The sequence below is a fragment of the Saccharothrix sp. ST-888 genome (assembly GCF_000955975.1).
In the GTDB taxonomy this organism is placed as follows: domain Bacteria; phylum Actinomycetota; class Actinomycetes; order Streptomycetales; family Streptomycetaceae; genus Kitasatospora.
This window is the reverse complement of sequence record NZ_JYJF01000001.1, coordinates 177876-191587: the sequence shown is the minus strand read 5'-3', so window position 1 is coordinate 191587 and position 13712 is coordinate 177876. Positions and strand designations below refer to the sequence as shown.

General features: G+C 74.1%; 9 protein-coding genes. 6 read left to right on the top strand and 3 right to left on the bottom strand.

The genetic code is table 11. The annotated features are described in order from the left end of the window. The first annotated feature begins 47 nt into the window (after positions 1-47). Positions 48-1649 (top strand): Na+/H+ antiporter, encoded by a 1602-nt coding sequence (locus tag UK12_RS00820; protein WP_045298263.1) that lies wholly within the window; start codon positions 48-50, stop codon positions 1647-1649. A gap of 60 nt (positions 1650-1709) precedes the next feature. Here the strand turns inward: UK12_RS00820 and UK12_RS00815 are convergent, their stop codons facing one another. Beyond that, the gene (locus tag UK12_RS00815; RefSeq protein ID WP_052681295.1) at positions 1710-4043 is read right to left on the bottom strand and encodes a bifunctional glycosyltransferase/CDP-glycerol:glycerophosphate glycerophosphotransferase; all 2334 of its coding nucleotides are present in this window, start codon (positions 4041-4043) and stop codon (positions 1710-1712) included. Between the two features lie 652 nt (positions 4044-4695). Here UK12_RS00815 and UK12_RS00810 point away from each other — a divergent pair. The 4 genes from UK12_RS00810 (at position 4696) to UK12_RS00795 (ending at position 7168) form a co-directional block, all read left to right on the top strand. Continuing rightward, positions 4696-5613 carry a hypothetical protein gene (locus UK12_RS00810; protein WP_156178477.1) on the top strand — a complete coding sequence of 306 codons (918 nt, stop codon included), beginning with the start codon at positions 4696-4698 and terminating at the stop codon, positions 5611-5613. Positions 5614-5906: 293 nt separating this feature from the next. After that, a complete protein-coding gene (locus tag UK12_RS00805; RefSeq protein WP_045298261.1) occupies positions 5907-6140 on the top strand; it encodes a hypothetical protein in 234 nt (77 codons plus the stop codon). A 233-nt stretch (positions 6141-6373) separates the two neighbouring features. Continuing rightward, a complete protein-coding gene (locus tag UK12_RS00800) occupies positions 6374-6796 on the top strand; it encodes a YjbQ family protein (protein ID WP_045298259.1) in 423 nt (140 codons plus the stop codon). Positions 6797-6964: 168 nt separating this feature from the next. Further along, on the top strand, positions 6965-7168 hold the full coding sequence (locus UK12_RS00795; RefSeq protein WP_045298256.1) for a hypothetical protein: 204 nt from the start codon (positions 6965-6967) through the stop codon (positions 7166-7168). A 49-nt stretch (positions 7169-7217) separates the two neighbouring features. Here the strand turns inward: UK12_RS00795 and UK12_RS00790 are convergent, their stop codons facing one another. Both UK12_RS00790 and UK12_RS00785 read right to left on the bottom strand, forming a co-directional pair. Next, positions 7218-10424 (bottom strand): AAA family ATPase, encoded by a 3207-nt coding sequence (locus tag UK12_RS00790; RefSeq protein ID WP_045298254.1) that lies wholly within the window; start codon positions 10422-10424, stop codon positions 7218-7220. Continuing rightward, positions 10421-11590 carry an exonuclease SbcCD subunit D gene (locus UK12_RS00785; RefSeq protein ID WP_045298252.1) on the bottom strand — a complete coding sequence of 390 codons (1170 nt, stop codon included), beginning with the start codon at positions 11588-11590 and terminating at the stop codon, positions 10421-10423. The genes UK12_RS00790 and UK12_RS00785 overlap by 4 nt, the downstream gene beginning before the upstream one ends. Positions 11591-12532: 942 nt before the next feature. Here UK12_RS00785 and UK12_RS00780 point away from each other — a divergent pair. Then, a complete protein-coding gene (locus UK12_RS00780; RefSeq protein WP_045298250.1) occupies positions 12533-13543 on the top strand; it encodes a hypothetical protein in 1011 nt (336 codons plus the stop codon). Positions 13544-13712 lie beyond the last annotated feature (169 nt).

Below are 13712 nucleotides of genomic sequence, written 5' to 3'. Positions count from 1 at the left end.
CCGGCGACCGCCCAGGGGACCGGAACCGGCCACCGGGAGAGCGTCCGATGAGCGGGATCACGACCGTCCTGCTGCTGGTGGTACTGGCCACGGCGGTGGCCACCGGGGCCCGCCGGTGGAGCATCCCCGCGCCGTCCTTGCTGGTCGTGGCGGGAGTGCTGGTCGGGACCCTGCCGTTCGTGCCGAGCATCCGGGTGCCCCCCGAGGTGATCAGCGTCGCCGTGCTCCCGCCGCTGCTCTACGCCTCGGCGGAGGAGATCTCCTGGCGCGAGCTGCGCGCCGTCTGGCAGCCCGTCACGGTGCTTGCCCTCGGCCTGGTGCTGGCCTCCGCGTTCAGCGTCAGTGCCATCGCGGGGGCGCTCACTCCGCTCCCGCCGGCCATGGCCTTCGTACTGGGCGCCGTGCTGGCCTCCACCGACCCGGTGGCGGTCACCGCGCTGGGGCGGCGGCTGGCCCTGCCGCCCCGGCTCCAGACCCTGGTGCAGTCCGAGAGCCTGTTCAACGACGCCACCAGCCTGGTGCTGTTCAAGGTGGCGGTCTCGATGGCGGTGGCGGCGGGGTCGGTCTCCCTGCCGTCCGCCGCAGGGGAGTTCGTGCTGCTGGCGGGCGGCGGTGCGCTGGTGGGCGGTGCGGTGGCGGCCGTGGTGGCGTACATCCGCAGCCGGACCGAGGACCCGGTCCTGGAGACCGTCACCGCGCTCGTCACCCCGTACGCGGCCTATGTGATCGGTGAGGACCTGCACACCTCCGGCGTCACGGCCGTGGTGGTGGCCGGGGTCGCCCTCGGCGCGCAGAGCCACCGGCTGACCAACGCCCGGATCCGGCTCCAGGTCCACGCCGTCTACGGGACGGTCGTGTTCGTGCTGGAGAGCGTGGTCTTCGCCCTGATCGGCCTCGAACTGCCCGGCATGATCGACCGGCTCGGGACGGCGGGTGATCCGGGTGGTCAGAAGTGGGGCTGGATCTGGCAGGCGCTGCTGATCGCCCTCGCCCTGATCGTCATCCGGCTGCTTTGGATCGGCCCGACCGCCTGGTTCATGCACCGGCAGCGGATCCAGCAGACGCAGTTGGCGGGGCCGCTGAACTGGCGGGTGCCGGCGGTGATGACCTGGGCCGGCACCCGTGGCGTGATGCCGCTGGCGGCGGCGCTCACCATCCCGCTGGTCGCCGTCGACGGGACGCGCCTGCCCTACCGGGAGTTGGTGCTGGTGCTCACCACCTCGGTGGTCGCCTTCACGCTGGTGGTCCAGGGCTTCACGCTGGCACCGGTGGTCCGGGCCTCGGGCATCGCCCTGGAGCCGGAGGACACCGCGCGTGAGGAAGCCCGGACGGTCAACCGGATCCTGGTCGCGGCGCTCGACCGGCTGGAGGAGATGACCGAGACCGACGGTGTCCCGCCGGTGGTCGCCGACCGGATGCGGCGCGACCTCCAGTCCAGGATCGACCAGGCCCAACTCGCCATCACCGGACAGGAGGCCGACACCGACACGGTGACCGTCACCGCCTACCGCCGGCTGCGCCGCGACCTGATCGCCGTCGAGTCCCAGGAACTTCAGCGCCTCTACACCGAACACAAGGTCGGCGACGCCGTCCGGGGCAAGCTCCAGCACGCCCTCGACCTGGAGGAAGCCGGCCTCGGCCCGCTCTGAAGGGCGGATCAACGGACAACGGTGGTCCGTCGATTCCGCCGGTCCGGTGGGTGGTGCGGCTCAGCCGCCGGAGGCCAGTGCGGCCTGCTGTCCTCCGCTTCGTGCGGTGTCCCGCGCCGTCGAATACGCCGAACTCCCGTCGGCAGGCGCCGTGACCGGGAAGATCCGGCGGACCACGCGCTCGGCGGCCCGGCCGTCGTCCCAGGGGCAGAACCGCTCGCGGAAGGCCGCCCGGGCGCCCGGCTGCGGATCACCGGCCAGCAGGGCGTCGGCGACCTCGGCGGTCTCGGTGGCGACGGCGCCCGGCGGCGTGGCGAGCAGGTCGAAGTAGACGCCCCGCACCCGGCAGTACTCGGCCCAGTCCGGCGCGAAGACCACCATCGGACGGTCCAGCACCGCATAGTCGAACATCACCGAGGAGTAGTCGGTGACCAGCGCGTCGGCGGCCAGGCAGAGCTCCTCGACGGACGGGTGCGCCGAGACGTCCACGATCCGCGCGGCCCCGGCCCCGGCCGCCGGCTCCCCGGCGCCGCCGGTGTGGAAGTAGTGGGTGCGGACCAGCAGCGTGTACCCGGGGCCGAGCCGCTCGGCCAGCTCGCCGACGTCCAGCAGCGGCAGGTAACCGCCCTGGCCCTCACGGTGGGTCGGCGCGTACAGCACCACCCGCTGACCCTCCGCCAGGCCGAGGAGCCTGCGCACTGCCGCCACCTTGGCGGCCGTCGCCTCGGCGAGCAGGTCGTTGCGCGGGTAGCCGGTCTCCAGCAGTTCGTACCGGCCGGGGAAGGCGCGGCTGAAGTGCTCGCTGGTGTGCGGGTTGGGCGAGACCAGGAAGTCCCAGCGGTCCACGGCCTCGCGCAGCCGGTCGAAGTCCATGCCGTCGGCCGCGATCGGATACTGCCGCAGATCCATGCCCATGCTCTTGAGCGGAGTGCCGTGCTGGGTCTGCACGTGCACCGTGCCGGGCCGCTTGGCCATGGTGTGCGGGAAGTTGACATTGTTGACGAAGTATTTGGCGGTCGCCATCGCCCGCAGATAGGCCGGGGTGTTCACCACGACGTACGGCACCCCGGCGGGCAGCCCGGCCGCCTGCGCCCTGGTCTCCACCACCCAGACCCCGCGCACCTGCGGCGCCAGCTCCCGGGCCTTCTCGTAGATCGCGGCCGGATTGCAGGCGTAACCCCGGTGCCAGTACGCGGCGTAGACCGCGAGGTTCTCGTCCAGCGGAAGCCGCCGGAAGGTGTTGTACGCCGCGTACCTGGCTCCGCTGCGCACCCCCTTGCGGACGGTCGGCGCCATCGCCCTGGCCCGGCGGCGCAGGGAGCGCGGAATCCGCTTGGTGCGCCGCAGTTCGCTGTAGGTGCGCCGGGAGCCGGTGGCCACCAGCCGGTACTGGATGCCGCGCAGCCCGGCGGGGTAGCGGTAGCCGGCCGGGCGGTGGCGGTCGAAGTGCCGGCCGATCCGGTGGAAGAAGTCGCCGCGCAGTCCGGTCGGGACCAGTCCGGGGGTGTCGTAGATGGTCAGGGCCTGCTTCACGGTGCGGTCGAAGACCAGGTTGCGCAGGGCGTCCTGGCCGGCGGTGCCGATCCCCTTGCGGTCGAGGAAGGTGAAGATCGCATCGTACTGGGCGAAGGCGTCCGCGTGCTTGGGCGAGGCGGTGTTGGTGATCGCGCCGGGGCGGCCGCGCCGGTAGGTGTAGCAGGACCGGTCGAGGTAGCGCAGGCGGCGGGCGGTGACCATCGCCGGGTAGGTGACGGAGATGTCCTCGTAGTAGCCGCGCCCGAAGGAGACGTCCAGGTCCAGCAGGAACTCCCGGCGGAAGACCTTGTTCCAGACCGCCATCACCGTCTGCATCAGACCCGGCTGCTCGCGCGCGGTGCAGCCCTCGGCGAGCGGGGAGCCGGTCAGCAGGTGGCGCCACGGGTTGGGCTCGGTGGCACCGTCGGGGTAGACGTGGGTGAAGTCGGTGAGCAGCACGTCCACCGGCCGGTCGCTGTCGTGCTCGCGGCGCAGCTCGGCGACGACCGCGGCCAGCGCGCCGGCGGGCAGCCAGTCGTCGCTGTCCACGAACCAGACGTACCGGCCGCGCGCCTCGGCCAGACCTGCCGTCCGGGCGCCGCCGAGCCCCTGGTTCTCGGCCAGGTGCAGGACTTGAAGGCGGGGGTCGCGGGCCGCGTACTCGTCCAGGATCGCGCCGCAGCCGTCGGGGGAGCGGTCGTCCACCGCGATCACCTCGACCTCGGCGCCGACCGCCCGGTCCGCCGCCTCGGCCTCGGCGTCCGGGGCGGTGCCGTCCGTGGTCGGTCTGGCGGCACCCAAGCCGAGCGAGTCGAGGCAGCGGGGGAGGAAGGGCTCCACCCCGTGCACTGGCAGCACGATGCTCAGGAGGGGACTCACGCTGGCTTCACTCCGCTATGGGCGCTGGGCTGTCGGTAGGGCGCTCGGTACCGCTCGTTTCACTGTAGTGAGCTGCGATGCACGCACAGTGGGTATTCGGTGACGTACAGGCAACGGAAGAGTGGCGTAGAGGCTCAGTCCCGGCTCGGTCCCGGCGCGCTACCGGCGGAAAAAGCGACCGCCGGTGCCGCGCCGTTCGAGCGGCGGCACCGGCAGTCCGGTGGCGGCCCGACCGACCCTCAACGGTCGGCCGCCGGTCCGTACACCATCCGTAGCCGGGTCGCCGCAGCGTTGAGGCGGCCGGGCAGTGACTCACGGCTGGTGTCGGAAGTTCTTCATCTGTCGAACTCTGCCGGGTCGGGGTGAATTCATCCGACCGGGGGACACCGGGAGTGTGGTCCGGGTGTCCGCGTTGCTAGAGATACTGCTTGTAAGGAGCGAGGGCGTCAATCCCCCGGATGTGTTCATTTCCTGAACCCACTGCGCGAGCCATTGCCGGGCTTGGGATCGACTCCTATATTGACGGGAAGTCTCACAAGGCTGCCGTCGGTGTCCCCGGTCCTGCGCGCCGCCGCCTGCCGTCGTCCCCTGCCTGCCGTCTCGCTCCCGCCGTGCCCTTCCCGCCGTCTCCTCCTGCCCCCGGGAGCCGCCCGTGAGCCCGCAGTCGAACCCGAGCCCAGTGGTCAGCGGAGTGCTGCGGGGGCTGCTGCTGGCGCCGCTGCTCGTGGGCGCCGGGTACCTCTTCCTCGGCCTCACCCTGTTCAGCGGCGGCACCGGCGACCTGTTCGCCTGGCGGATGTCGCCCGTCACCGCGACCCTGCTCGGCGCCGCGTACGGCGGCAGCAGCGTGATGCTCGCCATGGCCCTGTGCACCGAGCAGTGGGTGAAGGTACGGGTGGCCGTGGCGGCCAGTTCGCTCCTCATGCTGCTGATGCTCGGCGCCTGCCTGCTCGGACGCGGCACGCTCCAGCTGACCAAGGGCAGCGCCATCGCCGTCCTCTCCGCCTGGGCCTGGCTCGGCGTGCACACCGCCGCGCCGGTCGTCGGGCTGATCGCGCTCGGCGCGCAGTGGCGCCGGAACGAGCGCTGGCGGGCGCGGAGCGGGCAGCCCGCGCCCCGGCCGCCCCGGCTGCCCTGGTGGGTCGCCGGGCCGATCGCCGGCAACGGGCTGGCCGCCACCGCCACCGGCCTCCTCCTCTACACCGTGCCGGACGTCCTCGCCCGGTACTGGCCCTGGCGGGTCAGCGCCCTCGACGTGCGGGTGATCGGCGCATGGTGCCTCGCCTTCGGCGTGGCCCTGCTGCTCAGCCTGCGCGAGGCCGAGCTGCGCCGGGTGCGCAACGGGATGGCGGCCCTGGTCGGCACCGGGGTGCTCGGGCTGGTCGGCCTGCTCCGCTACGCCCACCTGGTGCGCTGGGCCTCGCCGGGATCCTGGCTGGTCGTCCTCGCCCTGGTCACCTTCACCGGGCTCGGCCTGTGCGGGGTCGGGGTCTCCGGGCTGCTCGACCCGCCACGGCCCGGCGGCGGTCCGGGCGGAGGGCCGGTGGTGCGCCTGGCGCGGCTCGGCTGACCCGCACGCCGGGGGTTCTGCCTTCACCTCAGGTCGCTGCCGTGCTGGGGTCGGTCGGCGATCGGCAGGTTGACCTGGTGGCATTCCCCCCGGCGGTACGTCAGGTTGATGCGCAGTCGTGACCGAGCCCACGGGTACCTGGTGAAGCGTCAGTTCGCTGCGCACGATACGGTGGCAGAACACCAGGACGGTTGCGCGAAGGCCGTCTCTCACGGATAGTCTTCGCCACGGCCCTGGCGCCTCGTAGGGGTGGGAAACAGATGGAACAGATGCAAGTACGGAGTCGGCCCCGGGTGCCGGCGATCCAGTGCGGTGTCGGTGCGACCGGCCGCCGGATCGACCGCCACCTGTCGGTGCTGGGGGCTCCGGCGCTCTCGGCGGTGGACACGGCGGAGGCGCTGGGTCTGATAAGAGAGCTGACGCCGCGCGGCGCGGCCAGTCCGGCCTCGCGGCGCCGCACCACGCGGGTGCTGCTGCTGGCCCCGCTCCGCAGGCTGAAGCGGAGCCTGTTCGGCAGCCGGGGCTGAGACTCAAGGCCCGCTCCCTGCGGGTCCCGGTCGACCCGACGGACCGGACGGTCTGTCGGGTCCTCGTGCTGACCGGACGCGGTTCCGCCCCACCGGCCCGACGCCAACTCCCCGGCCGGCCAAGCCCGTCGGGCCCCCTCGGGGCCGTCGCGGGACGACCGCCCGGCGGCCCCGACCTGACGTACGGCGAGCCCTGTCGTCCACGGCGACGCGGGGTGGGCAAGGATGGCCCCATGGCGGACAACTTCCACTCCATCACCTTCGAGATCACCACCGGCACCGCTGAGGTCGCCCTGGACATCACCGACCGCTGCGCGGCCTTCCTGGACACCACCGCCCCCGGGCGGGACGGGCTGCTGAACGTCTTCGTCCCGCATGCCACCGCCGGGGTCGCGGTGATCGAGACCGGCGCCGGAAGCGACGAGGACCTGCTCGCGGCCCTGCGTGACCTGCTCCCCTCCGACAGCCGCTGGCGCCATCGCCACGGCAGCCCGGGCCACGGCCGCGACCACGTCCTCCCTGGACTGGTCGCCCCGCACGCCACCCTGCCGGTCATCGGCGGCCAACTCGCCCTGGGCGTCTGGCAGTCGATCGTGCTGGTCGACACCAACCGGGACAACCCGCGCCGTACGGTCCGGCTGTCCTTCCTCGGCTAGCCGGCTCCCCGGGGGAGCGAGGCCCGGCTCGGCAGAGTCCCGCTCCCCGGGGGACGTCGCACGGCTGCGGTCGCGTTGCTCGGCCGCCGTCCCGCTGTCCGGCTGCTGTCCCGCCGTTGTCCCGCCGTTGTTTGCCGGAGGGCGGGCGGAGGGGGTAGGAAGGGCGGTATGACGGACGACACCCAGCAGTGCGCCCTCGCCCCGGACGGCGACGCCGTCCGGGCCCTCGCCCACGACCCGGCACTCACCGGGCCGCGCGCCGACTGCGTCCGGTGCGGCGACCCGACCGAACTGCCCGCGGACCACCCCGGGATCACCCTGTGCCCGGTCTGCACCTGGCAGGAGGCCCAGCGCATCGCCTGCTCGGGCTGAGGCCGCCCGGGCCGAGGTCCTGCCCGGGTGTGCCCCCCGCTACCCGCCGCTACCCGTCGGTGCGGGTGGCCAGGTGCAGGCTGGAGCCGTGGCGGCCCTTGCGGACCAGCAGCTGACTGGGGATCCGGGACCGCAGATCGGCGACATGGCTCACGATGCCGACCGCCCGATCCCGCTCACGCAGGCCGTCCAGGACGTCCATCACCTCCTCCAGCGAGTTCTCGTCCAGGCTGCCGAAGCCCTCGTCGATGAAGAGCGTGTCCAGCGGCATGCCGCCCGCCTCGTCCGTCACCACGTCGGCCAGACCGAGCGCCAGGGCGAGCGAGGCGAAGAAGCTCTCCCCGCCGGAGAGCGTCGCGGTGTCCCGGGCGATGCCCGTCCAGGCGTCCACCACCCGCAGGGCGAGACCGGACCGCCGGTTGCCCGCCACCCGGTCGTCGCTGTGGACGAGCGTGTACCGGCCGCCGGACATCCGCACCAGCCGATCGCTCGCCCGCTGCGCCACCTGCTCCAGCCGGGCCGCCAGGACGTACGACTCCAGGCGCATCCGCAGGGTGTTCTCCGACGACGTACCAGCGGCGAGCCCGGCCAGCCGGCTGATCCGCCCGTGGAGCTCCAGCGCCGGGGCGAGACCCTCGGCCAGCTCGGTGAGCTCACGGCCGAGCCGGGCCAGCGCCGCGCACCGCTCCGCAGCCGCGCTCTCGGCGGCCGAGGCCGACCTGAGCCGGGCCGTGGCCGACTGGAGCCGCGCCTCCGCAGCAGCCTGGTCGACCGCCGGATGCGCCGCCGCCGCGACCAACTCGGGGTCGGCCAGCCGGCGTTCGACCGCGTCCAGGGCCGCGCGCTGCTCGTCCAGGTGCGACTTCAGGGCGCTCCGCTCGGCGGCGGGCAGCATGGCGGTCCGGGCCGTCTCGGGGTCGGCGAAACCCGCCGCCAGGCTGGTCCGGGCCAGCTCCTGCTCGGCCTCCGCCAGCCGGGCCGCCGCCGCGACCGAGCTCCGGACGGCGGCCAGCGTGCCGACCACGGCCTCCGCCGACGCCGAGATCGCGTCGGCCCGTGCGGCGACCGACGGCGCGTCGGCCCGCGCGACGCGGACCCGCTGGGCCAGCTCCTGCTGCTCCTCGGCGAGCTTCTTCAGCTGCCCGGCGAGGGCCGCAGCGTCCTCACCCGCCTGCCGCAACTGGGCCTGCTGCCGGGCCTGCTCACCCGTCAGCAGGCCGATCCGCTGCTCCACCGCCCCGAGGCCCTCGGCCGCCCGCACGGCCGCGCGGCGATCACGCTCGGCCTCCGCCAGCGCCGCCCGGACCTCGCCGGCCCGCTGCGCACCGGCGGCGCCGGACGCCTCCGCCTCGTCCACCCGCAGCGCCGTCAGGGCCGCGTCGGCCACCGACAGCGCCCGCTCGGCCCGGGTCTGCGCGGCCCGGGCAGCCTCCTCGTCCGCAGCACTCACCTGTGCGGCCGACGGCTGCGCGGGGGCGGGGTGCACCTCGGACCCGCAGACCCGGCAGGCCGCGCCCTCGTGCAGTTGGCCCGCCAGCTCGGCCGCCATGCCGGTGAGCCGGCGCTCCCGGAGATCCAGACCGTGCTCGCGGGCGTCCTGCGCCGCGGCGCGCAGCACGGACAGCTCGGCCTCCGCGCCGACGATCCTGCCGCGCAGCTCGTCCCGCCGGACGGCGGCCGCCAGGCGGCTGTCCAAGTCGGCACAGCGGGCGTCCAGTTGCTCGACCCTGGCCCCGGCGGCGCGGGTGGCCTCCCGCTCCTCCTGAAGGGCGGCGAGCCTGTCGTCGAAGTCCCGCAGCCAGTCCCTGGCCTCCTCGGCGAGTTCGTCCGCCCGCTCCCGGTCGGCGGTGAGCCGGTGGTGCTCGTGGCTCAGCCCGGCCTGCCGCCGCTCGTCGGCCCGGGCCGCCTCCAACAGCCCGAGCTGTGCCTGCAACAGCCTTTCGGCCTCGGCCAGTTCGGCCTCACCGGCTTCGGCTTCGGCGTCGGGGCGCTGGCCAGGGGCGACGGAACCGGGACCGCCGTCGACCGGGGCGGCCGGGGCTTCGGGGAAGTGCACATCGCCCGGCGGCAGCGCGCGAGACCGGGTGGACCCGCCTGGGGTGGCACTCTGCGGACTGCCGTCGGGGGCGGCGCAGGGGGTGCCGAGCCGTGCCAGGGCGGCTCTGCGGTCACGTTCGGTCTGCCGCGCGGCCTGGAGCGCGGCAGCCGCGCTGTCGCGCAGGCGCAGCACGGACTCCACACCCAGGGCGGCCTGGGCGGCGGCCAGTCTCCGCTCGTCGTGGGCCAGGCGGTCGGCCGAGTCGCGGAGCCGGGACGCCTCCAGCGCGGCCGCCCGGTGGCGGCGCTGGCGGTCGGCCAGCTCGGCCGCCCACTGCCGCTCCCGCTGGGCCGCCGCATGAGCCGCCTCGGACTGGGCCGCGGCGGAGCGCGCCACGGCCGACTGCTCGGCGGCACCGCTGCGCAGGATCGCCGCCCAGCCGAGCACCCCCGCCGTCTGCCCCACAGGCCCGGCAGCGGAGGCCGCGCCTGCGGTGTCCTCGGCCGGCACCCAGTCCTCCGGCGGCTCGGCACCCGGGCCGGCCGCCTGCTGCGTCCGGCCCACGAGGTCGCGCAGCCGCAGCCGCCCGCCCTGGACCGCCGCCTCGTGCCTGCGCCGCTGCTCGCCGAGCCAGCGCTCGACCAGGTCGAACCGGCCGGTGTCGAAGAGCTGGCGCAGCAGCGCCGCGCGGTCCCCGGCATCGGCCCGCAGGAAGCGGGCGAAGTCCCCCTGCGGGAGCAGCACCACCTGGCAGAACTGCTCTCGGCTCATCCCGACCAGCCGCCGGATCTCCTCCCCGGCCTCCTGGTGCGACCGGCTCACGGCCTGCCAGCCCGGCGTCCCGTCGCCGAGGTCGGCGGACCACTCGCGCAGCAGCGTCTGCGGCTTCTCGACCGTGGTGCCGGTGCCCCGGCGCTTGGGGCGCCGCTGCTCGGGACTGCGGGTGATCTCCAGGCGGCGCCCGCCGAGAGTCAGCTCCAGACGGACCTCGGTGGGCAGCAGCGGCTGGGCGTGGTCGCTGCGCAGCGGATTGCCCCGCCGGGCGCCGGGCACCTCGCCGTACAGCGCGAAGCAGACGGCGTCCAGAACGCTGCTCTTGCCGGCCCCGGTGGCGCCGCGCAGCAGGAAGAGGCCGCCCGAAGCGAGGTGGTCGAAGTCCACCTGCTCCGTCCCGGCGAACGGGCCGAAGGCCGTGAGCGTCAGCTGGTGCAGTCTCATCGGGGCAGCTCCTGCTCGCGCTCGGTGGCCAGCCGGACGGCCTCGAAGGCCTCCTGCAGCCAGCCCTGCTCCAGCTCGTCCACCTCACCGCCGCCGCGGACGTGCCGGACGAAGCCCTCGGCGATCTCCAGGTCCGCGCGGCCGCTGACCCGGTCCGCGTACGAGACGTGCTCCTCGCCGGGGGTGGGCTCGGGCTCGAAGAGCAGTTGGAGGGTGTGCGGGAAGCGCCCTCGCAGCTCCTCCATCGGATTGGCCGGGCGGAGCGGATCGGTGAGAGTGGCCTGGACCCAGGACTCCTCGTGGACCGCGAGCCCGGGGTCGGTCAGCAGCTCGGCCAGCCGGCCCCCGAGCCGGGCCAGCGGACGGGGCTGCGGGCAGTCGAGCCGCTCGGCCGCCACCGAACCGTCGGCGGCGAGATCGACCAGCCACATGGTCTTGCGGTGGTGCGCCTCGGAGAACGAGTAGGCCAGCGGGGAGCCGCTGTAGCGCAGGTGCGGGGCGAGGGTCTGGCAGCCGTGCAGATGACCCAGCGCCGCGTAGTGCACACCGTCGAACACCGAGGCCGGGACGCTCGCCACACCGCCGACCGTGATGTCCCGCTCGCTGTCGCTCGGCTCGCCGCCCGTCACGAAGGCGTGCGCGAGCACCACTGCCCTGGTCCCTTCGGGACGTTCCGCCAGATCGGCCCTGACCTGCGCCATCGCCGCGCGGAGCACCTCGGCGTGCCCGCCGCTCGCCAGCCCGAACCGCTCACGGGTGAGCGCCGGCTCCAGGTACGGCAGTCCGTAGACGGCCACCGGACCGTGCTCGTCGGCCAGCAGCACGGGGGCGGCACAGCCGTCCGGGTCGGTGCGCAGATGGATACCGGCCCTCCCGATCAGACCGGCGCCCACCCCGAGCCTGCGCGCGGAGTCGTGGTTGCCGCTGATGAAGACCGTCGGCACACCGAGATCGGCCAGCCGGTGCAGCACGTCGTCGAAGAGCGCCACCGCCCCAAGCCCCGGCAGTGCCCGGTCGTACACATCACCCGCGACCAGCACCGCCTCGACCCGGTGCTCCTCCACCACCGCCACCAGGTGGTCGAGGAACGCGCGCTGGGCATCCTGCAGGCTCTCCCGGTGGAACGAGCGGCCCAAGTGCCAGTCGGAGGTATGGAGCAGTCTCACAGCACCGCCCTCACCTGCATGTTCGCCACTTCCGGTCCCTCCGAGTCGGCACACGGCCAGCAGGGGTGGGGCTGGCCACCACCGAGTATCACAGCTACCTCTGACAACGCCCGCCCAGCACCGTCCTCACCCCCTCACCCGCATCGGGGCGCAGGTGACCGCAGCTGCCCGCAGTGATCATGGCGGAGCCGCGCCCGAGCCACCGGTCGACCTTCGGCAGCGGCACACCACAGTGGCCGACCAGGTGGCCAACGTGACTGATAGCGGTCGGAATACCCCGGAGCAGGCCGGATGGGTGGGCAGTCGAGGCTGTCGGCCCGACCGCGTATTGACGATGTTTCAGCTCGCGATGTCCGCAGGCAGATTGGCTTCGGCCAGTGCGCGTCGTAGCCGCCGGCGGCGTACCCGCTTGCCGACGGTTCCGCGTTCCTCCGGCACTGTGCCCTCCCTGCTGCGTCGGTGACTGGGACGGCAGCCCGTTGCAACGGTGCTCTGTCGTTGTGGCCGGGCCGCGTCTGGATATGGCAGTCGCGTGATCCCCGACCGTAACGGGAGCTGCTGACAGCGCGGGGTATCCGCACTCCGAGACGATGCGGAGAGTGGATTGTCAGTGACGCTCTGTATGGTCGCCGGTGTCGGTGGCCCGCCGTCGGTGGGTGGTCCGGCAGCCGTTGCGAGGGAGGGTCCATGTCGTCCACGAACAGGCCGTCGAAGTCGAGGCCGTCGAGGTTGAAGAAGAGGTCTGGGCCGAGGCGGCCGGAGCCGGGGGGCTCCGGGCTGAGGGGGCCGGAATCCAGGAGGCCGGAGCCGGGGAAGCCGAAGGTGGGGAGCCGCACGGCCGGGGGCCGGGATGCGGGGGATGCGGGGGAGGCCGGGGCGTCCCGGGGCGGGCGAGGTCGGGGGCGGCGCCTGCGAGGGGCGGGAGGGGCGCTGCGGCAGCCGGTGGCGCTCGCGGTGGCCGCGGACCCGGCCGACTTCGCCCGGCTGCGCGGGCACGGCCTGTTCGCCGGGGTCGACTACGGGCACTACCTGCGCCGCACCGAGAGCCAGCTGCGCGCCCTGCGGAGCGAGGGGGTGGACGTGCACCTGCGGGTCCTGGAGCCGGTCGACTACACCGACTTCTGCGAGCAGCACCTGCTGGCCCCGGACGACCCGGTGGCCAGGGTCGCGTACGCGGCTGACCCGGAGCTGGCCGGCGAGCCGTTCGTCTACCGGGGCGAGTGCCTGGTCGAGCTGCTCCCGGTCCTGCTGGCGGACCACCTGGCCCGGGTGCGGATCTCCGTGGGCTGCTCCGCGCTGCTGGTGGCCGTCGGCTGGGAGGACCACCCCGAGGAGCGGCTCGCCGCCGTGCTGCACTACGCGTCCGAGGTCTACCTGGAGCTCGGCGCCGGTGCGGGGGAGGGGCGTCACCTGCTCACGCTGCGCTCGGTCGGTCTGATGGACGGGCAGCAGCTGGCGGCGCACGCTGAGCTGGATGTGGCGTCCGGGGCGTTCACGGCCTCCGGGCGGGAGGTGGAGGCGCTCTGCGTCACGCTCGCGGCGGCGGTCGCCGGGTACGGGGCCGGAGAGCTGCTGCTGTACCGCCGGGTCGGGCCGGGTGGCGAGCGGGACGCGCCGGGGCGGCATGAGCCGGGTGAGCGCCAGGTGCTGGGCTGGGTGCTGGTGGACGGCTGGCTGCGGCCGATGTCGGCGCTAGAGACCGCCGCCACGCTGGTGGCCGTGGAGCCGGAGGGCTCGCCGGAGCGGCTGGTGGCCTGCGCGGGGTTCCCGTTGCCGTTCCGTGAGGCGGCGCGGGCGGCCCGTCCGCCCGAGCGGACGGAGGAGTCGAAGGAGCCTGGGGAGTCGAAGGAGCCCGAGGGGCCGGAGGGGTCGGTGGCGCCGGACGAGCCGGTGGACACGTGTGGGGAGCAGCACGGTCCGGCCGCCGGGGAGACGGGTGAGGCCGGGCGCTGATGGTGGACAGCACCGCGCGGGGCGGCGGCCGGAGGGGGGTCGGTTGAGCTGCCGTTCGCCTGCTGTCGACTCCCGGTTCGTCCTCCGTTGTCCATTTCCGCAAGGCTGTGCGGCATGCCCCGTGCGGCGGTCAGGACTGTTCATCGACCGCATGTTCGGGGAAGATCAA

Coding starts and splice junctions, on each gene's coding strand:
- UK12_RS00820 (WP_045298263.1), top strand. CDS start 48: ATGAGCGGGATCACGACCGTCCTGCTGCTGGTGGTACTGGCCACGGCG.
- UK12_RS00800 (WP_045298259.1), top strand. CDS start 6,374: ATGGCGGACAACTTCCACTCCATCACCTTCGAGATCACCACCGGCACC.
- UK12_RS00790 (WP_045298254.1), bottom strand. CDS start 10,424: ATGAGACTGCACCAGCTGACGCTCACGGCCTTCGGCCCGTTCGCCGGG.
- UK12_RS00795 (WP_045298256.1), top strand. CDS start 6,965: ATGACGGACGACACCCAGCAGTGCGCCCTCGCCCCGGACGGCGACGCC.